Below are 18,814 nucleotides of genomic sequence, written 5' to 3'. Positions count from 1 at the left end.
TCCATCGCAGGAGCCACCAGGCCGCAGCGCGCAGGCACCACTTTAGGCAGCGCCTGCGCCTTCAACTCATCCCGATCTAGCTATGTAGTACTAGCCACCGCGCTGCGCCGGGTCCTCACCGAGGCGACGGATCCGCGATCACGGGCATGACGAGGCCAAGCTGCTGACCTCGCCCGTGAGCTCGACCGGTACGCGCAGGGGATTCTCGCCTCCACGAGACCCAGCTACCCAGGTCCTGAGCCGGTGAGGTGTTGCATCGCGTAGGAGCGCCAGGGCCGCCAGCAGTCGGCGTCTGGAAGTGAGACATCGGGAAGGACCACGTCGGGGTCACGGAGTGCGCGCATCCGGATCACCGCCGCCGCCCGTTCGGTGAGGCCGGGGAGCGCGCGGAACTGGTCGGGGTCGGCTTCCGTACCGAGTTCTACACCGCGGAGTCCGGCCTCCTTGAGCGCGTCGAGCCGGGGAAAGCCGCGGGTCACGCCGCCGACCGGAGTCGCCAGCGGCTTGCCGTGCCGTTCGACCACCTCCGCCAGACGCTCCGGTCCCAGTAGCTCGCGGGTCAGCAGCTCGGCCGGGTCCACCGTGCCGGGCACCCGGCGGCCCGGAGCGGCCTCGGCCAGCGGGCCGAGGCACCGGTCGATGGCCTCCTGGTCGGCGTCCAGGTCGAGGAGACGGCGGCAGCGTCCCACGGCGGCCGGCAGGTCACGCAGGTCGTCCAGGCGCAGCTCGCAGGCGACGTAGGTGGAACCGGGCCGCTCGGCCAGCGTCACGACGCCGGTGCCGTACGGCAGGACGAGCGATCGCCGGTAGATCCCGTTCTCGTATTCCGCGATGCCGGGAACGGCCTCCGCGCCGAGCGCCGCAAGCATGAAGGCGACGTCCATCGGCGGCCGGTACGGCAGGCGCAGGGCGATGGCGCCAGATGTGGTGGGACCGGCGCGGGCGCGCAGCTCGGACGGCGTGGTCCCGTACAACTGGCGGATGGTGTCGTTGAACTGGCGCACACTGCCGAATCCCGCAGCGAAGACGATGTCGCTCACGGGCAGCAGGGTCGACTCCAGCAGGACGCGAGCCGTCTGGGCGCGCTGTGCCCTGGCCAGGGCCTGGGGTCCCGCGCCGACCTCGGCGACCAGTTGGCGGTAGACCTGCCGCTGGCTGTATCCGAGACGGTAAGCCAGCCCCGCGACACCTTCACGGTCGATGACGCCGTCGGCGATCAGGCGCATCGCCCTGCCCACCACGTCGGCGCGCAGGTTCCACTCGGGGGAGCCGGGAGCGGCGTCCGGCCGGCACCGCTTGCACGCACGAAAGCCGTTGACCTGCGCGGCCGCCGCGGTCGGATACAGCTGCAGGTGCTCGCGCTTGGGCATGACAGCCGGGCAACTGGGGCGGCAGTAGATGCGCGTGGTCGTGACGGCGACGAACACCCACCCGTCGAAGCGCGAGTCCCTGCTCTCCATCGCCGCGTAGACGCTGTCCTCGGCAATCACCCTTCCACGGTGTCACAGCTGATTGCCCCTCCACTGGCGGGGATCGGCCGTCGAAGGCAGGAGGCCGATGCCCGCCAGCGCATCAGGGGTAGAGGTGGCCAGCCTTGAGCGCATGCCCATTTTCACTCGGTACCGGCGTGCGCTGGCCGGCCGTGACTTCCGCCTCCTCTGGCTCGGCTCCTCCCTGTCGCTGGCGGGCGACGGCATGACGTTCGTCGCCCTGGCCTGGCTGGTGCTCTCCCAGCCGGACGGCACCGCCCGGCTGGGGCTGCTGACCGTCTGCTACACGCTTCCGGTCTTCGCCGGCGGCCTGCTGGCCGGACCGCTGCTCGACCGGTTCGACAAGCGCCACGTGCTGGCCGCCGACAGCGTCGTGCGGGGTGTCGCGATGGCGGCGATCCCGCTCGCCGCGGTCGCAGGAGAGGTGCCCACGGTCCTGCCGTTCGTGGTGGCCGCGATCTACGGACTGTTCAAGATGGTGCCGCTGGCCGCGTTCCCCGCCGCGATCCCCGACCTGGTGGGAGAGGAGGACCGGGACGCGGCCAACGCGCTGGAGTCGCTGAGCTTCAGCGTCGCGGGAATGGTGGGTCCTGCGCTCGGCGGACTCCTGATCACGGTCGTGGGGGCCGAAGCCGTTCTTGCCTTCGACGCGGTGTCCTACGCTGTGCTTGCCGTCTGCGCACTGCTGGTACGCCGGCCGCTGCGGACCCCGGCGCGCCGGGCGGGGGCACCGGCTGCGCGGGTGTCGGTGCTCCTGCGCGACCGCGTGCTGGTGATCACCACTGCGGCGTTCATGATCTTCAACATCGCGGCCGGCATGCTGATGGTCGTCGGGCCGTGGCTGGCCAAGACCCAGTTGCCCGGCGGGCCGCAGGCGCTGGGGTTCATGCTCGCCGCGATGTCGGCGGGAGAGCTGGCGGGCGCCGCGGCGGCCGGTGGCGGGTGGCCGGGCTCCCGAGCGTTGCGGGCGATCGGGCTGGCCCAGTTCGCGGCGTCCCTGGGTTTCCTGGGCGTGCTGGCTTCGCCGTACGTCTGGGCGGTCGCCGCTGGTTTTCTCGTGGTGGGGTTGTTCAGCGCGCCGATGACCGTGTGGGCGCAGACGGTGCGCATGGCCCGCATCCCGGTCGAGCTGCGGGGGCGTGGCTTCGCCCTGCTGCGCACGCTCATGCAGGCCACGCCGCCGCTGGGCGCCGCCATCGTGACGCCGTTGCTCGACGCGGGCGGACTCGTCCCCGCGGCTCTGGCCATGGCGTGCCTCGCGCTCGTGCCCGCTGTACCGCTCATGACCGCCGGCGCGCGTGCCGGTTGAGGCAGGCGATGCGCTTTCGCCGCGGCGGTGGGCCGCGGCCTGGATCAGCGGCGGCCAGACGCGCACCCAACGCAGGTCTTGACGGCCGGCAGGATCATGAGCCGCTCGATCGGGATTCGTTGCCCGCAGCTGGCGCAGATCCCATAACCGCCTTCGCGCAGCCGCTCGGCCGCGAGCTCCAGATCGGTGAGATGGGCCAGGCCCTGATCGAGGAGAGACTGGATGTGAGCCCGCTCGAAGGCGGTGGAGGTCCCCTCGGGATCGTGCTCGTCGTCGGGTGACGTCAAAGCCGCCGACTTCACGATCTCGTCCCGATCACTGCTCAGCGCGGCGACCCTAGCCAGCGTCTTCTTCCGGTCGGCATCGAGTAGTTCCCTTATGGTCGCCTGGTCCGAGGGGGAGAGCGGGGCACCTTGAGCGTGTTCGTTCATCACCATTCCAGGCTAAAGACCTCTCCCTCTAGTTTCAGTCACCCCTTGACGGACGGACGGTGATGTTGACGCTCTTCATCAGTGGCTGATCGCTCTGCGTGCTGTAGTCGCCGATGGCGCACAGCACGTTCATCTCTGGCATGTAACCTGCCGCGCACCCCCGCGGAATGTTGTAGGGAATGGCTTTGTAGCGGTACAGGCTGCGCGTGGTGCCGTCCCTGGCAGTACTGGTGATGTCGACTTCGTCGAAGAGTTTCAGGCCGCGCTCGCGCATGTCAGCTGGATTCATGAAGATCAGCGTGCGGAGGTGCTTGATCCCGCGATAGCGGTCGTTGTTCGTGTAGATGGTGGTGTTCCACTGGTCGTGGGAGCGCATGGTGCTCAGCTTGAGCATCCCGGTTTCTGGGACGACGTTGGTGAGTTCGGCGGTGGAGAACTCCGCGCGCCCTGAGGGGGTGAGGAAGACCAACTCTCGGGCGGGTTGGCGGATGCGGAATCCCAGTGGAAGCCGTACGCGCCGGTTGAAGTCTTCGAAACCCTCCAGAGCCTGGGCCATGGTGTCACGGATGCGGTCGTAGTCGTCGACGTACCACTCCCATGGCGTGGCACTGTCGGGAAGGGCCGCCCGAGCCATGCCGGCGATGATCGCGGGTTCGGAGAGAAGATGCGGTGACGCGGGTCGCTTCATTCCTATGGAGAGGTGGACCATGCTCATGGAGTCCTCTACGGAAGTGGCCTGCTCGCCGGTCTTTTGAATGTCCCTTTCTGTGCGTCCCAGGCACGGCAGGATGAGCGCCTTATGCCCATGGGCGAGGTGGCTGCGATTGAGTTTGGTGCTGACTTGCACGGTCAGCTCGCATTTACGCAGCGCAGCACAGGTGTAGGGCGTGTCAGGCGCGGCCAGGGCGAAGTTTCCCCCCATGCCGACGAACACCTTGACCTCGCCGCGATGCATGGCCTCGATGGCTCTCACGGTGTCCAAACCGTGCTCGCGGGGTGGATCGATGTCACAGACAGCGGCCAGACGATCGAGGAATTCGGGCGTCGGACGGTGATCGATTCCGCACGAGCGGTTGCCCTGCACATTGCTGTGGCCCCGCACCGGTGACGGCCCCGCTCCCTCCCTGCCAAGGTTGCCCCGCAGGAGGAGCAGATTGATGATCTCCCGGATCGTGTCGACACCATGCTCGTGTTGGGTGATCCCCAGACACCAGCAGAAGATGCTCCGGTCGGCTTCGCAGTAGATTCGTGCCGCCTTTTCGATCTTCGCGCGGCTCACGCCACTCTGCTGCTCGATCACGTCCCAGGGCGTGGACTTACACAGGGCTCGGTATTCGTCGAACCCCGACGTGTGGCGTTCGATGAACTCCCTGTCGAGCGCCTTGGGGTCGGTTTCCGCCTCGGCGAAAATTGCTTTCGCCATCCCACGGAGCAGCGCCATGTCCCCGCCGATCCGCGGCTGCAGGTTCAGCGAGCTCGTGCGGGTGGCCCGGAACACAGCCATGTCCACGAAGTCGTGCGGAATGATGGCTCGCCTTGCCGCGGCTTCGACGATCGGGTTGATGTGCACGATCCGCGCGCCCCGTCTGTGCGCCTCGACCAGCGAGGTCAGCATCCTGGGCGCGTTGGAGGCCGCATTCACCCCCAAGATGAACAGCGCGTCGGTGACTTCCCAATCCTTGAGATCCACCGTGCCCTTGCCCGTGCCCAGCGCTGCCTGCAGCGCACGACCGCTGGCCTCGTGACACATGTTCGAACAGTCCGGCAGGTTGTTCGTCCCGAGCTCGCGCGCCAGGAGCTGATAGAGAAAGGTCGCCTCGTTACCGAGCCGCCCGGAGGTGTAGTAAGCGGCCTCGTTGGGATTGTCGAGCTCGCGCAGGGTCTGTCCAACCATGGCGAACGCGTCCTGCCACGAAATCGGCACATATTTGTCGGAGGCCGCGTCGTATGTCATCGGGTGAGTCAAGCGGCCCTGGTCTTCCAGTTCCGCGTCACTCCACGTGGACAGCTCGCTGACCGTATGGGCCGCGAAGAACGCGGGTTCCACTCGCTTGTGGGTCATCTCCCAGGTGACGTGCTTGATCCCGTTCTCGCAGATATCCAGTCGGAGGCCCTTGAGATCGTCCGGCCAAGCACATCCCGGGCAGTCGAACCCCGTTCCCTCGTGATTCATCCTCCGGACGGCTCGAGGGCCTTCGACGAATTCACGTTCGCGCAGCAGGACGTGTGACACGCTCTTGGCTGCTCCCCAGCCTGCCGCAGGGTGGTGGTACGGGTGAAACTCTGGAGCCTGCTCTTTCCCGGCGTCACCGGCGGATCGTTGCTCAGCCACGGCTATCCCTCCTGGACTCCAGGCGGACTCGCAGCGATCGCATGCGGCGAGTACGGCCAGACTAGGTCATTGCGGTCGGACCCACTTGGGGCGGGAAACGGGTTTGACCTGGTCACGGACATGTCCTTCCAGTTCCCTGGCGCACAGTGGGTGCCGCGGTGAGAGGGTGGCGTCAGTCAGCAGTGGCTCGGCGACACGCATGTGCTTGGACACCTAACAGGCGGGCTTTTGCCCTAAGTATAAATATGACTACTTAGGGTGACATGGTGGATGCTTTGGACCTTGCCAGGTGGCAGTTCGGGATCACCACGGTCTATCACTTCCTGTTCGTGCCCGTCACGATCGGCATGGCGCTCCTTGTCGCGATCATGCAGACCCTCTGGCTGCGGACGAAGAAGCAGGCCTACCTGCGCGCGACGAAGTTCTGGGGCAAGCTCTTCCTGATCAACTTTGCCATGGGCGTGGTCACCGGAATCGTCCAGGAGTTTCAGTTCGGGATGAACTGGAGTGCCTACTCCCGGTTCGTGGGCGACATCTTCGGTGCCCCGCTGGCCATCGAGGCGCTGCTCGCGTTCTTCATGGAATCGACGTTCCTTGGTCTGTGGATCTTCGGCTGGGAACGGCTGCCGCGCGGCATCCACCTCGCGTGCATCTGGCTCGTGGCGATCGGCACGATGCTGTCGGCGTACTTCATCCTCGCGGCCAACGCGTTCATGCAATGGCCGGTCGGGTTCAAGGTCAACGGGCGGGCCGAGCTGACCGACTTCGGTGCGGTGCTGACGAACAAGGTGGTCCTGGCCGCCTTCCCGCACACTATCGCCGCGTGCTGGCTGTCCGGCGGCGTGATCTTCGTGGCGGTCTCCGCCTGGCATCTGGGCCGCCGGCGCAACGTCGAGGTATTCCGGCCGTCGCTGCGGCTGGGCGCGGTCGCGGCGCTGATCGGCGCGGCGGGTACGCTCCTCACCGGCGACACGCTCGGCAAGGTCATGACCGAGACGCAGCCGATGAAGATGGCCGCGGCGGAGGCGCTCTACGAGACGGCCCAGCCCGCGCCGTTCTCCCTCTTCACAATCGGCACCCTGGACGGCCGCGAACCGATCTTCCGGGTGGAGGTGCCCGGCCTGCTGTCGTTCCTGGCCACGGGCAGCTTCGACGGCAAGGTCGAGGGCATCAACGACATCCAGGCCGCATACGAGAAGCGGTTCGGACCAGGCGACTACCGTCCCTACATCCCGATCACCTACTGGGGATTCCGTCTGATGATCGGCCTTGGGATGCTCGCCGCACTTGTCGCGCTGGCGCTGCTCTGGCTCACGCGCGGAGACCGGTTGCCCAGAAGTCGATTGCTCTGGCGGGCCGGCGTGTGGGCCGTCGTACTGCCCTTCCTCGCGCACAGTTTCGGCTGGATCTTCACCGAGATGGGCCGGCAACCGTGGATCGTGTTCACCCAGATGTTCACGAGAGACGGCGTCTCGCCGACCGTTCCTGTCACCACCGTTCTCACCTCACTGATCGTCTTCACTCTCCTGTACGGCGCGCTGGCGGTGATCGAGGTCGGATTGATGATCAAGTTCGGCAGGGCGGACCCGCCGGTGATCGAGGAGGTGGGCCCGGACGAGGGCGAAGGGCTGGCCTTCGCCTACTAGGGCGTGATCACCCGGGAGGGGGTTTGTGTGGAACTGGCTGATGGTTGGTTCATGGCCATTGCGCTTTTGTGGACGGGCTACTTCGTCCTCGAAGGGTTCGACTTCGGGGTGGGCATGCTGCTTCCCGTGCTGGCCAGGGACGAAACCGAGCGACGGGTGATGATCAATACGATCGGGCCGGTCTGGGACGGCAACGAGGTGTGGGTGATCACCGCGGCCGGCGCGACGTTCGCGGCCTTTCCTGAGTGGTATGCCACGCTGTTCAGCACCATGTACCTACCGCTGTTGCTGATCCTGGTGGCGTTGATCCTTCGCGGTGTGGCGTTCGAGTACCGAGGCACGCGGGATTCGGACCGGTGGCGGGCGAACTGGGATACCGCGATCACAGTGGGTTCGCTGCTGCCGGCGTTCCTGTGGGGAATGGCCTTCGGCAACATTGTCCGCGGTGTACGGCTGGATGAGCGGCACGAGTACGTGGGCACGTTCTGGGATCTGCTCAACCCTTACGCGTTGTTCGGCGGCGTGACGATGCTTGCGGTGTTCGTCATGCACGGGGCGATCTTCCTGGGATTGAAGACCAGGGGAGACATCCGCGTGCGGGCGAACCTCCTCGCCGGACGTGTGGGCATAGCCGCCACCGCGGCAGCGCTGGCCTTCCTGGCGTGGACCCAGTTCATGGGCGGATCGGCCGCGACCGTGATCCTCGCCGTAGCCGCCGCGGCCGCCATGATCGCAGCCCTGGGCGCGATCTACCGGCGCAGGGAAGGCTGGGCGTTCTCGTTCTCCGCGGCCGCGATCGCGGCGACGATAATCACGTTGTTCGCGGTGCTCTATCCCAACGTGATGCCGTCGACTCTTACCCCGCTTGGCACGTTGACCGTGGACAACGCGGCGGCCACGCCGAAAACGCTCGGCATCATGACGTGGGTTGCGGTGATCTTCCTGCCGCTGGTGCTCATCTATCAGGGCTGGACGTACTGGGTGTTCCGCCGCCGGATCAGTGTGGATGACATCCCGAGCGGCAGCCACTAATGATCATGCAGGTCTGCACACGGCTTCGTGTGGCCATGCTCGCCACGTCCCTGCCAGGCAGACGACCGGCCGGCGCTCAGGGGGAACACGCTGCAGAGCGCCGGCAGCAGATCACGCAGAGAGGCAGGCGCAGGACGAACCGTGTGCCTCGGCAGTCTGGCGGGCGAGGGGCAGGCCCAGTCTGGTGCCCCCGGCGTGCCTGTTCCGGGCCGTGTCCACTCAACGGGGGGAGATCCCCCTCCGTCCAGCGAGGGGCTGTGGCACACAAGGCAACCAGGTGCTCGTGTGCCACCGCGGCAGCCCGTGGTCGCCTACCCGGTGATCGCGAACCCAGCTAAGGGTCCGGGTATACATTCGAATATGCCGAGTTTGCGGCGCTTCGTCCTCTTTGTGCCTGGGCGGAGTTGGCGACATACGGCCATCTACGTGGGTCGCATGCTCTCACCACGCGGTGCACTGACCATGCACGAGGTGGATGGGGCACTCCTGTTCGCGGTGCGGGCGGCCCTGGCCATGGGGCTGGTGGCGGTGCCCATCGCGCAGGCGGGACGGCCGGACCTCGCTGTCTACGCCATGCTCGGCTCCTTCACCACCACGTTCGGCCGCAATCTGCCCTACGCTCGGCGTGCCCGCGTCCTCCCGCTGGTCGCCCTGGCCATGACGGCGAGCGTGGGCTGCGGTTCCGCCCTCGCGGTGTGGGCCCACCCGCAGGCGGGTGGAGTCGGCGCCGCCGCGGTGGTCGCGGCAACGGCCCTGGTCGCGGGGCTGGTGAAGTTCGTCTGTGACGCCACGCACCTGAGCGGGCTGGGTGCGGTGCTGCTGCTGTTCTCGTTCGCGGTGGCGGCCAACGACTCGCCCACGCCCGCCGATGTGCTCCCCTACACCGCTCTTGCCGCGGTGGGAGCCTCCTTCGCCTGCCTGCTCGGCGTGTCGGGCTGGCTGGTGCACCCGGACCGGCCGCAACGCCTCGCGGTGGCCATCGCCCTGCGCAAACTCACCGCACTGCTGGAGGCGTCCGATGCCGGTGACGTGCCCCGGCAGACCCGGCACGGAGCGACCGTCGCCGTCCTGCACGCCTACCACTGCCTCGGACTTTCGCCCCCGGTGGCGGCCCGGCGAGCCGAACTCGGCCGCGATGCGGTCTTCGTGCACCTGACCGACCTGTGCTGGACCCTGCTGATCGGCACCGCACGGCGTCCGTACGGAGATCGGGCCGCCATGGCTCACCGCTTGCGCCTCCAGGCTCGCCTCCTCACCGACCGGCGCCGCCGGATTCCCCCCGTGCTCAGCGAGCTGTCGATTCTGCCCCGGCCGTCGGGACCGACGCTCGATGTACGGGACGGCATGGTCCGGCGCCCGGCGGGAACGGCCACGGCGCGCAATGACCCCGCTGCCATGCGCGCGGCTGAACTGCTGGTCGGGCGCCCGGGCGGGCCCGACCACCTCCCCGCCTTGGCCGTGCCCGCCGTACGGATGGCTCTGGGTACCGGCGTGGCGGGAGGGCTCGCCCTCTTCCTGCACCTGGAGCACGGCTACTGGGCGGCGGTCACGGCGGCCGCCGTACTGCATTCGGTCAACCTGCGCACCACGGCCCAGCGCGCCGCCCAGCGGAGCCTGGGTACGGCCGTCGGGCTGCTGCTCGCCCTCGGCGTACTTGCTGCGGATCTGAACCCCGTGGCGCTCACCATGGTGATCGTGATCCTGGAGTTCTTCCTCGAGTACGTCGTGGCCCGCAACTATGCCCTGGGCGTCGTCTTCCTCACGCCGATGGCGTTGCTGCTGAGCGACCTGGCGGCTCCCGCCCCGGCCGGAGCGCTGGTTGTCGACCGGATGCTGGGCAGCGTCGTGGGGATCGCCGTGGGACTGCTCTGCGCGCTGCTGGTGGTCCACGACCATGCCGCGGTACGGGCAGAACGGGCGCTGGCCGCGTGCACGCAAGCCGCCGAACTGGCCGAACGGTCACTGGCCCAGCCCGACGGACCGTCACTCCCCATCGTCCAGGTACATCTGGCGCAGGCGGTGGTGAAACTACGGGAAGCCGACAATGCCGCAGCCGGTGAGCTGTGGCCGGCCGGGATCGACCCCGCCGAACTGGCCACCGCCGAACAACGCGCCTACCACCTGCTCGACCGTCTGCACCGCCATCGGTTGTGAACCGGCGCTACCGCGCTGCGGGCCTTGGCGCTGGCCTGGCACGTCGGCGGGCCGGCCGGTGTGGGTGACCGTGATGTCGAGCTTGGCTTGGGTCTTGTCCGGCGCGTCGATCTTGACGGTGTCCCCCTCGGGGGCGAGCGCAGCCGTACCCGGACGGAGGCCTGGTCCATCAGGTCGATGGCCTTGTCAGGCAGGAAACGCCATGGCACGGCCTCGCTGCACATGATTGCCGGCCGTTCGTGTTCAGCCAGTTCGAGCAACTCATTCAGGCCTTCTGGGAATCCGCGTAATCACGGACGGCTTTGACCTGCCGCCCAATTATGGGATCCAACGTTATCTACAGCTTCGTCAGAGCAGTTCCCTTGTGCATGGCGATGTGATTGGTTTTATCGCTCTTGATCTCGTACTGAGGGTCGCTTTCGGTGCAGTGATGTACGTAACCTTTGTATTCTACGTCCCGTGTGTGCTTCTTGATGATTACGCCTTCAGCGTATCCGGCTTCTGAATTCCATCGGACATGGTCTCCAGCGGAGAATTGCGTCGTCATTTCACTCCTTCGCTCCGCTTGTCTGCGATGTCGTCTCTGATTGCGTCCACGAGTTGGCCGGCGCTCCGCGCGCGCGGGGCTCCGCGATGACGCTGGTTCGCGGGCCTGTCGCGTTATCAAGACCTCAACAGCTCGTACGCCACGTACGCGGTGATTCCGTACGCCAGATGCGGGATGACGTCGGAGATCCACGCCGAGGCGGACCACTGGCGCGGGTCTGTGACCCCCAGTGCCGTCAGCGGGCCGTCCGAGCCGATCAACGCGAGCCCGGTCAGCACCGGCACCCCGACCCGCCACGACGGCCGCATACCTGACGTGAGCAGGCCGTAGCACACGGCCGCGCCCGCCCCCGTGCCGTACCCGAGGAGCGCGCCCAGCGCCTCCTTGCGATTGTCGGTCCGCTGGCCGTCGCCGAGATCCACCTGCGCCAAGTCGGCCAGCTTGTCCACGGCCTGCTGCGGCGTGCTGCTCGCGGAGCGCGCCCGGATCGCCATGTCCAGATATGCGGCGGCGTTGAGTGCGCTGGTGCCCGCTGCGCCGGCGATCAGACCTTTGACGAGCGTATGCGTGCGTTGGCAAGACCGGTTACCTGAAGTCCGCCATGACGGCGGTCGGCGGAGCGACAGCCGGTTCTCTGGACCGAAACAACTCACCCGAAACAGGTCCGTGCTCATGATCGATCCCCCAGTCAGCGTGTTCGCGGCTTACTCAAAGCCGCGACCGTGGGGCGCACGCGTCCACAGCTTCCCAGGCTGACGGCACCACTCGCCGTAAAGTAACTCCGAACACGTGCGCCGCCTGACAGGTGCCGGTCTACCGCAGGGGCAACACGGCGAAACCAGGGGCGGCCCAGGATAGGCGTAATTTTGTACGCGGCGACAGCGGCATTTTGGACGTGCAGACCGCAAGCAGCAGAGACGTTTCGAGTATGCGAGGTGGATCTAGGAAGCCCCAGCGGGGCGGCTCGTAACGGATGACGCAGAGTGGGTGCGCGATGTCTTGGCGCTGGCACGACGGCTGGCCGATTCTCAGCCGTGGCCCGACCGGCTCGCCAACCGTGCCCAGCCGGTCGTTCGCGATCTGCTTGCGCGCCATCAGCGACTGCATGACCTGTTGGACGGGACCTGGCTGGGCGTGCCGCTGCATCCGGCGCTGACCGATGTGCCGGTCGGGTCCTGGGTCAGCGCGTTCGCGCTGGATGCCGTCGCCGGATTCACCGCTTCCCCGATGGCCGGCCGCGCCGCGAATGCCACCCTCGCGGTCGGAGCCGTTGCCGCGGTGCCGACGGCGCTGACCGGGATGGGTGACTGGCGTGACCTCAGAGGAGAGACGCGCCGGCGCATGAATGCCAAGCTCTCGAATGCAGGACGAATCGGGGTCAGCTGACCGGCGGCGGGTTTCCCCGCGCGCTTTCCGCCAGCGCCGGATCCCACCCGCACACCGTGCACAGGTGCTGCAAGGCCGAGCCCGCGAACGTGAGCGCCAACCCGTGCGGATCCTTGCTCGCGACGACGTCGTTCCAGTCGAGCACATACTCGCCCAGGCTCTTCTCCCAATGCGCGGCACCAGGTGAGATCTTCGGGGGGACGAACCCGTCAGGCCGCGGGTAGGCGTAGGCGTAGAACGCCGGCTTGCCGTACTTCGGGCTCCCGGGCCACCAGCCCACCGCGACCTCCTGCGCGTCCATCGCGTTACGCATGATGAAGTCACGAGACGGCGGTGCTGCCGGCGCGCCCGAAAATAGGCTCACCGCCAGGTCGAATGACCCCCACCAGGCGTTGATCGGGGTCGAACGACCCCGAAAGGGGGCGCGGTAGGCGGCCAGCACGAGCGCGGCCTGGGTCGCCATGGCGAAGTACGTGGCCACCTGGTCCGCGTCGTAGCTCTTGTGCTCCGAATCCTCGTCCAGCGGCACGCTCCACCACACCTCCTGCGGCGTCATGTCGATCTCGACGCTGCCGCCGAGCTCGCGGACCTTCGCCAGGACTTCCCGGGTGACCTCGCCCACCGCGCGGTCGGGCGTCAGCAGGACGCGCCGGAAGCGGCCGTCGCTGTGTTCGACCAGCACCTCGTGGACGCGCAGATCGAGCGTCACGACCAACGCCCCTGAGCCGTCAGGCGCGGGCAGCGGCAGGGTCTCCCAGCCGCGCGCGGTCAGCCGCAGGGCGGCGTGCTGGAGTTGCGGCTCGGGCGGTGCGAGCGCCACGGCGAGCTTGCCGAGCACCTGTGTGTGGGCGTGGAGCGTGTCACACGTCGCGCTCCACTGCTCGTAATCGAGCGACGGCCAGTCCATGGGTTTTGCGCCCCCTTGCCCTCCTACCTGCGCTTACCTCCACGACTTACCCATTCGGGCCGGGTTTCAGCAGGTCATAGCCTTGGCCCCAAGTGCTTGGCGATCGCTTCATCGCGGGGGGACACGTCCTCATCGGCGCCATGGTCGGGCAGCACGGCGCACAGCGAGTCCGCGATCCTGATGCAACCCGGCGCGGATCCTCACGACCGTCACGGCGCCTGCCGATCATCCCTTGCGTTCCGGCGGATTCGTGAAAGCCTCAGCGAGACAGGGAGCGGTCACGCTACGAGTGTTCGCCGACACCTCAACAGGGGTTCCGGTGGCTACGATACGACCGCCGTCAGTCCCCGCTCCGGGACCGAGATCGATGACATGGTCAGTTCGTGTTGCCTGTATCCACCAGCTTCTGCAGATGCAGCGTCCGCCCGGCTGCCCGGAGATCAACCCGTCGTGTCGTCCGCAGGCGATCATTTTCAGCCGGAGCATCCGCCGCTGAAGGGCACGGGTGGATCACTCCGGTGGCCCGCGTGGAGTGGTGCACGCTGCCGGACGACACGCGCAGCATCAACGTCGCCATGAGACTGGGCATGCGCCAGTACTGTCCCGGCGCCGACGGTTCCGGACGCGACGTGCAGATCTGGTCCGTGCTCGCCCCCGAATGGCCACAGAGCACCGTTGCAGCGCAGCACCCGCTCAATCCTTGCTCGGCCTGCGCCATGGCCAGCGGCCATCCAGCTCCACCTGCAGCGAGACACTGAGGAAGGTACGGACGAGCACTACCGCGGCCAAGACACCCACGCTCTGGAAGGTAGGTGAAATCGCTACCGTCTTGATGATGTCGGCGGCGACGAGCAGTTCCAAGCCGAGCAGGATCGTACGGCCCACCCCCTGACGGTAGGCGGGATAGGCGGAGACCGCTTGATGCCGTACCACGTGACGGCAGAAAGCAGCGGTCGCGAAGACCGTCCCCGCGACGATGACCAGGACGCCGAACAGGTCGAGCAGCGTACCGGCCGTCTCAATGAACTGCCTGACCGTCACGCGATCCTCCTGCCGACGTCGGCCGCCGACCACGAGGCGCGGTGCGGGACGGGACCTCTATCGCGGGCCACTGCGTCAACATCTCCGCGCTGCCATCGCACCCAGCGTCCCCACATGTCACGATCACTCCGGAACAAACGCGTTCCGATGTCCCTACCCCGCAACTCATCAGGCCTCTGGAATTGACGGTCAAGATTGTTTGACGCGCCGCACGGTTCTACGGCGAGCTGTTCGGCCGGACGTTCGAGCAACGCTCGGGTGAGTACACCGAGATCGTCGCGAGCGACGGAACGCAGCCGATGAGCCCGCCCGGGGCGTCTCGGGGGAATCGGACAGGATCCAGCTCGCCGGTGCCACGGTGGTGACGCCGCCCGTGAACGCAACCCGTTCGCGTTGCCGCGCGGGTGGCATTGCGGTCCCGGTCAAGGCTCGGACGAGCCGGGCGCGGTCACCATCTCGGGACAGGCGCCTACAAGATCGGCCACCATTTCCTGGGCACGCTCGCCAAGACAGGTGATTGTCACAGGTGCGGGCGAGGCTTCTCGAATTCTTCCAGCTTAGCGGCAAGAATCAGTTCCTGCGTTGCGGCGGAAGCATCGCGCGGTTGACTTCTTGCGTTTCCGTGTACATAGCGATTGTTGCTATTTGTGAGGCTTGATGCAGACCTGGTTGCCGTTGTCGTCGGTCGTTCGGCTGATCCTCGCGGCTGTGATCGGTGTCGCCACCGGCCTGGTCGTCGGTGTCGTCACCCAGGTGCCCCTGGGCATCCTGGCGAGCATAGCGACGACGGCAACGGTGTTCGTCGTAGCCGGCTGGCTGGTGTTGTGGCCAATGGATGCCACCGCGACCCATGACAACGCCCGGCGGGAGGACTTCCGGCCGGTTATCGACGAGTTCGTCATCGTTGCGGCCGCCCTGTGCGGGCTGGTGGCCATCGGGGTGCTGCTGATCGTCGGCAGTGCCGATCCCGGCCATGCCGCCGCGGCCACCGCGCTGGGTGGGGTGTTCATGACCTGGGCGGCGCTGCACCTGATGTACGCCGCCCGGTACGCGTACCTGTACTACCAGGCACCCGCCGGCGGGATCGACTTCAACACCAGCGACCCGCCGGCGTACGTCGACTTCCTCTACTTCAGCTACAACCTCGGGATGACCTACCAGGTCTCCGACACCGACGTCTCCACTCGCACCATCCGCGCCGTCGTCTTGCGGCACTCGCTCCTGTCCTACATCTTCGGCACCAGCATCCTCGCGACAGCGATCAACCTCGTTGTCGGGCTGGTCACCAACTGAAGGGGTGCGGCGTTCGTCGGTGGGATCGTGGGCGGGGCTCTTCGCGCCGGACGCGGTAAGGGCTGTCCGCGGCATCGGCTCAGCGCTCTCGGCTAAACCGACTCCCTCCGAGCGGGCGTGACTCGGACGCACCCCGAGCTCGAGGTAGCCGAACTGGCGGGCCCGGCGGGCGGGTCCGGTGTATCTGCAACACATCATCGCCTTGCCGCATCCGGTACGCGGCGAGTGCATCGACCCGCACATCTCCCGCCGTGCCCTGGTGGCGGCGCAGGAGCTGCCGGAGTGCGCCGGACCTGACCTGCCGGTCAGCGTTAGTGCTCACCTCCCCGCCCTACGGCGCGGCCACCCACGGCCACATCCGTGCCAGCCGCGACCCGACGATCGCGCCCACCAGGAGGAGTGGTGGCGCCGCCGTTCCCCGGTTCCCGGCCCGACATGCGGGCCGGACGCTGGGACGCGGCACGAATCTGCGTGGGCGTCGGGCGGCGACCACGCCACCCCAGACACCGCACCGGTTGACGGCGGCGCAGGCGCAGGTCGCGAGCACGCGTGACGTTAATCACTGTCACCGACGCCTCATCGTTGTCACATTTTCCGGCCCGATTCCGTCTTGTGAGTAGGCAAGGATAGGGGGCCCAAATGCGTTCGATGTCGGCCAAGAGCCGCTCGTTTCAGTTCTCCCACTGGTCGTTCATGTTCGCGGAAATCGCCGTCTGGTCGTTCGTCGTTCTGGTGGTGACCGGGGCGGTGCTGATGGCGTTCTACGACCCCAGCATGTCCCAGGTGACCTATGACGGCTCGTACGGCCCGCTGCGCGGACTCTTCGTCAGCAAGGCCTTCGACTCGACCATGCATCTGAGCCTGGAGGTGCGCGGCGGCCTGCTCATCCGCCAGGTCCACCACTGGGCGGCGCTCGTCTTCGTGGCGGCCGTCGTGTTGCAGCTGCTGCGCATGTTCCTCACCGGCGCGTTCCGCCGCCCGCGCACCGGGCAGTGGCTGATCTGGGTGACGCTGCTGGCGCTGGGCATGGCCGCGGGTGAGACCGGCAACGCCCTGCCTGACGACATGCTGTCGGGTGGGAGCCTGTGGCTGATCATGTCAGTTCTGCAGTCCATCCCCGTGGTGGGAACCTGGGCGCTGTCGCTGCTGTTCGGGCCGGACTTTCCCGGTGACAGGGTCATTCCGGTCATGTACGGGGGGCACCTGCTGGTCGCGGTCGTCATGGCCGCGCTGCTTGTCGCCCGTGAACTGCTGGTGCGGCGGCACGGTCACTCCCGGTTCATCGCCTCGGTGTCGGCGCGGCGGAGCGGACGCCCGATGATTGCGTTCGCGACGATCGGCATGCTGATCATTCTCGGGTTCGGGTTCCAGATCGCGCCTGTATGGCTGTACGGCCCTGCCAAACCGACGCAGATCTCGGCGGGCTCGGTTCCCGACTGGTACATGGGGTTCCTCGACGGCGCCCTCCGGATCATGCCCGGGTGGGAGCTCACTCTTGGGGACTACACGCTCAGCCTCGCGGTCCTCGTCCCCACGCTGGTGATACCCGGGATTTTCTTCACCGCCCTGGGTGCCTACCCGATGGCCGAGCGTTTCCTCGTCTCGCGGCGCAGCCGCCGCGACGCGCTGGGCAGGCCGAAGGCCACGAGCCGTATGGCCCGCGAGACGCTGGCGCATGACCTGCTCGATCGGCCACGCGAGACGCCGGTGAAGACGGCCATCGCGGTCGCCGGCATCACGTTCTACGGCCTGCTGTGGGCTGCCGCGGCCAACGACCAGATCGCCCACCAGTTCCACCTCACCGTCGAGGCTGTGACGATCTTTTTCAGGTTCGCCGTGGTCATCGGCCCCGTCATCGCCTTCATCAGCACCCGGTGGATCTGCCTCGCACTTCAGCAGACGGATCACCACGTGGTCGAGCACGGAGTGGAGACCGGGATCATCACGCGGTCCCCGGACGGCGGATTCCACGAGCGGCTGGCTCCGGCGCAGCAAGAGCGCCGGGAGCCGGCGGTCACCTCAGGGAGATGACAGTGACACCGAACAGGCCACAGGTTGTGATCGTCGGAGCTGGGGTCGCCGGATACCAGGCGGCGCGTACCCTTTCGCGCAGGGTGGGAGACGGCGCGGAGATCGTGCTGGTCAACCCGACCGGCGTCGCGCTGCATCCGGAGTTGCTCCCGCAGGTGATGACGGGCGTCCTCAGCCCGGATCGGGTGAGCGTGCCGCTGGCCGAGACGCTGCCGGGTGTGCGGGTGGTGCTCGGCACGGTCACCCATATCGACGCCCACGCCCAGCGCGTGCTTTATGACGGTGGCGTGCTGGACTACGACCGGCTGATCATCGCGGCCGGAGGCGTGAGCGAAGTCGCCCGGGTCTCCGCGGTCTCGGCGCACAGCGTCGGCTTCCACGACGTCGGCCAGGCCCTCCATCTGCGCGATCACATCCACCGGCAGCTTTCCCTGGCCGCCGCGAGCAGCGATCCCTTCGAACGCGCGGCCCACTGCACGTTCGTCGTGCTCGGCGCGGGATACGCGGGTACGGCGGCGGCCTCGGCCGGGCAGTCGCTGTCCCAGTCGATCGCCTGCCGCGACCCGCGGTTGCGCGAGCAGCCGATCCGCTGGATGCTGGCCGATCCCGCCGAGCGACTGCTGCCTGACATGCGGCACAGCCTGTCCAGGACCACGGCACGGATGCTGCGGTCGCGGGGCGTGGAGGTCCGAACGCAGACCTCGCTCGGCCAGGTCACCTCCCGGGGGCTGCGACTCAGCGACGGCGAGTTCATCCCCACCCGCACGATCGTGTGGAGCTTCGGAGTCCGCCCCGATCCGCTCGTGACCAACCTCGGACTGGCGGCCGAGCAGGGCAGGATCAGGGCGGACGAGCACCTCGCCGTGCCCGGCCATCCCGAGATCTACGCCTGCGGTGACGTGGCCGCCGTCCCCGACCTCACCAGGCCCGGCAAGATCACCCCGATGAGCGGGCAGCATGCCCTGCGCCAAGGCAGGCTGGCGGGCAGCAACGTCGCGGCCTCCATCGGGTACGGCTCGCGCCAGCCGTACCAGCACAGGATCCACGACTCCATCGTGGACCTGGTCCGGACGTCGGAGCAGCCGCTGCGTGCGGCATGAGTCGCCTGCTCGTCCAGCGGTCACCTTGATCAACCGTCGCCGAGGGACCACGACGTTACGTGACATCTTTCGATCGCGATGAGCAGGACCATGGGAGAGCCGGTGCCTGCCTTCA

16 protein-coding genes are annotated in these 18,814 nt (G+C 67.4%); 8 read left to right on the top strand and 8 right to left on the bottom strand.

What is annotated here, in order from left to right; genetic code table 11:
* Positions 1-224: 224 nt before the first annotated feature.
* The gene (locus ACFXJ8_RS05325; protein ID WP_379642545.1) at positions 225-1,490 is read right to left on the bottom strand and encodes an AlkA N-terminal domain-containing protein; all 1,266 of its coding nucleotides are present in this window, start codon (positions 1,488-1,490) and stop codon (positions 225-227) included.
* 112 nt (positions 1,491-1,602) lie between these two features.
* Here ACFXJ8_RS05325 and ACFXJ8_RS05320 point away from each other — a divergent pair, with 112 nt between their 5' ends.
* Positions 1,603-2,799: an MFS transporter gene (locus ACFXJ8_RS05320; RefSeq protein WP_379642544.1), complete on the top strand. Its 1,197-nt coding sequence runs from the start codon at positions 1,603-1,605 to the stop codon at positions 2,797-2,799.
* Between the two features lie 44 nt (positions 2,800-2,843).
* On the opposite strand, the gene ACFXJ8_RS05315 is transcribed toward ACFXJ8_RS05320, so the two are convergent.
* Both ACFXJ8_RS05315 and ACFXJ8_RS05310 read right to left on the bottom strand, forming a co-directional pair.
* Positions 2,844-3,230: a TraR/DksA family transcriptional regulator gene (locus ACFXJ8_RS05315; RefSeq protein WP_379642543.1), complete on the bottom strand. Its 387-nt coding sequence runs from the start codon at positions 3,228-3,230 to the stop codon at positions 2,844-2,846.
* A gap of 34 nt (positions 3,231-3,264) precedes the next feature.
* Positions 3,265-5,562: an FdhF/YdeP family oxidoreductase gene (locus ACFXJ8_RS05310; protein ID WP_379642542.1), complete on the bottom strand. Its 2,298-nt coding sequence runs from the start codon at positions 5,560-5,562 to the stop codon at positions 3,265-3,267.
* A 266-nt stretch (positions 5,563-5,828) separates the two neighbouring features.
* Here ACFXJ8_RS05310 and ACFXJ8_RS05305 point away from each other — a divergent pair, with 266 nt between their 5' ends.
* The 3 genes from ACFXJ8_RS05305 (at position 5,829) to ACFXJ8_RS05295 (ending at position 10,394) form a co-directional block, all read left to right on the top strand.
* Entirely contained in the window at positions 5,829-7,208 is a 1,380-nt protein-coding gene (locus ACFXJ8_RS05305) for a cytochrome ubiquinol oxidase subunit I (protein ID WP_379642568.1), read from the top strand.
* Between the two features lie 27 nt (positions 7,209-7,235).
* Positions 7,236-8,240, top strand: a complete 1,005-nt coding sequence (gene cydB / locus ACFXJ8_RS05300; RefSeq protein WP_379642541.1) for a cytochrome d ubiquinol oxidase subunit II — start codon at positions 7,236-7,238, stop codon at positions 8,238-8,240.
* Between the two features lie 471 nt (positions 8,241-8,711).
* Positions 8,712-10,394, top strand: coding sequence for an FUSC family protein (locus tag ACFXJ8_RS05295; RefSeq protein WP_379642540.1), 1,683 nt, complete (start codon positions 8,712-8,714; stop codon positions 10,392-10,394).
* Here ACFXJ8_RS05295 and ACFXJ8_RS05290 read toward each other — a convergent pair.
* The 3 genes from ACFXJ8_RS05290 to ACFXJ8_RS05280 all read right to left on the bottom strand — a co-directional run bounded on the left by ACFXJ8_RS05290 (position 10,355) and on the right by ACFXJ8_RS05280 (position 11,615).
* The gene (locus ACFXJ8_RS05290; protein WP_379642539.1) at positions 10,355-10,618 is read right to left on the bottom strand and encodes a hypothetical protein; all 264 of its coding nucleotides are present in this window, start codon (positions 10,616-10,618) and stop codon (positions 10,355-10,357) included. The genes ACFXJ8_RS05295 and ACFXJ8_RS05290 overlap by 40 nt on opposite strands.
* Positions 10,619-10,731: 113 nt before the next feature.
* Positions 10,732-10,941, bottom strand: coding sequence for a DUF2945 domain-containing protein (locus ACFXJ8_RS05285; protein WP_379642538.1), 210 nt, complete (start codon positions 10,939-10,941; stop codon positions 10,732-10,734).
* A gap of 116 nt (positions 10,942-11,057) precedes the next feature.
* On the bottom strand, positions 11,058-11,615 hold the full coding sequence (locus tag ACFXJ8_RS05280; RefSeq protein WP_379642537.1) for a hypothetical protein: 558 nt from the start codon (positions 11,613-11,615) through the stop codon (positions 11,058-11,060).
* A gap of 313 nt (positions 11,616-11,928) precedes the next feature.
* Here ACFXJ8_RS05280 and ACFXJ8_RS05275 point away from each other — a divergent pair, with 313 nt between their 5' ends.
* Positions 11,929-12,327, top strand: coding sequence for a DUF2231 domain-containing protein (locus tag ACFXJ8_RS05275; RefSeq protein WP_379642536.1), 399 nt, complete (start codon positions 11,929-11,931; stop codon positions 12,325-12,327).
* On the opposite strand, the gene ACFXJ8_RS05270 is transcribed toward ACFXJ8_RS05275, so the two are convergent.
* Entirely contained in the window at positions 12,320-13,234 is a 915-nt protein-coding gene (locus tag ACFXJ8_RS05270; protein ID WP_379642535.1) for a DUF5996 family protein, read from the bottom strand. The two genes, ACFXJ8_RS05275 and ACFXJ8_RS05270, sit on opposite strands and share 8 nt — an antisense overlap.
* A gap of 693 nt (positions 13,235-13,927) precedes the next feature.
* Positions 13,928-14,275, bottom strand: a complete 348-nt coding sequence (locus tag ACFXJ8_RS05265; protein ID WP_379642534.1) for a DUF1622 domain-containing protein — start codon at positions 14,273-14,275, stop codon at positions 13,928-13,930.
* Positions 14,276-14,932: 657 nt separating this feature from the next.
* Between ACFXJ8_RS05265 and ACFXJ8_RS05260 the strand changes: the two genes are divergently transcribed.
* From ACFXJ8_RS05260 to ACFXJ8_RS05250, 3 genes are all read left to right on the top strand, one after another.
* Entirely contained in the window at positions 14,933-15,568 is a 636-nt protein-coding gene (locus tag ACFXJ8_RS05260) for a DUF1345 domain-containing protein (protein WP_379642533.1), read from the top strand.
* Positions 15,569-16,207: 639 nt separating this feature from the next.
* Positions 16,208-17,599 carry a cytochrome bc complex cytochrome b subunit gene (locus tag ACFXJ8_RS05255; RefSeq protein ID WP_379642532.1) on the top strand — a complete coding sequence of 464 codons (1,392 nt, stop codon included), beginning with the start codon at positions 16,208-16,210 and terminating at the stop codon, positions 17,597-17,599.
* A 2-nt stretch (positions 17,600-17,601) separates the two neighbouring features.
* The gene (locus ACFXJ8_RS05250; protein ID WP_379642531.1) at positions 17,602-18,699 is read left to right on the top strand and encodes an NAD(P)/FAD-dependent oxidoreductase; all 1,098 of its coding nucleotides are present in this window, start codon (positions 17,602-17,604) and stop codon (positions 18,697-18,699) included.
* The last annotated feature ends 115 nt before the right edge of the window (positions 18,700-18,814 follow it).

The sequence above is a fragment of the Nonomuraea sp. NPDC059194 genome, assembly GCF_042754765.1.
Taxonomy (GTDB): domain Bacteria; phylum Actinomycetota; class Actinomycetes; order Streptosporangiales; family Streptosporangiaceae; genus Nonomuraea.
This window is presented reverse-complemented; position numbering and strand designations above follow the sequence as displayed.

Coding starts and splice junctions, on each gene's coding strand:
- ACFXJ8_RS05320 (WP_379642544.1), top strand. CDS start 1,603: ATGCCCATTTTCACTCGGTACCGGCGTGCGCTGGCCGGCCGTGACTTC.
- ACFXJ8_RS05270 (WP_379642535.1), bottom strand. CDS start 13,234: ATGGACTGGCCGTCGCTCGATTACGAGCAGTGGAGCGCGACGTGTGAC.
- ACFXJ8_RS05285 (WP_379642538.1), bottom strand. CDS start 10,941: ATGACGACGCAATTCTCCGCTGGAGACCATGTCCGATGGAATTCAGAA.
- ACFXJ8_RS05255 (WP_379642532.1), top strand. CDS start 16,208: ATGCGTTCGATGTCGGCCAAGAGCCGCTCGTTTCAGTTCTCCCACTGG.
- ACFXJ8_RS05280 (WP_379642537.1), bottom strand. CDS start 11,615: ATGAGCACGGACCTGTTTCGGGTGAGTTGTTTCGGTCCAGAGAACCGG.
- ACFXJ8_RS05260 (WP_379642533.1), top strand. CDS start 14,933: ATGCAGACCTGGTTGCCGTTGTCGTCGGTCGTTCGGCTGATCCTCGCG.
- ACFXJ8_RS05290 (WP_379642539.1), bottom strand. CDS start 10,618: ATGTGCAGCGAGGCCGTGCCATGGCGTTTCCTGCCTGACAAGGCCATC.
- ACFXJ8_RS05315 (WP_379642543.1), bottom strand. CDS start 3,230: ATGAACGAACACGCTCAAGGTGCCCCGCTCTCCCCCTCGGACCAGGCG.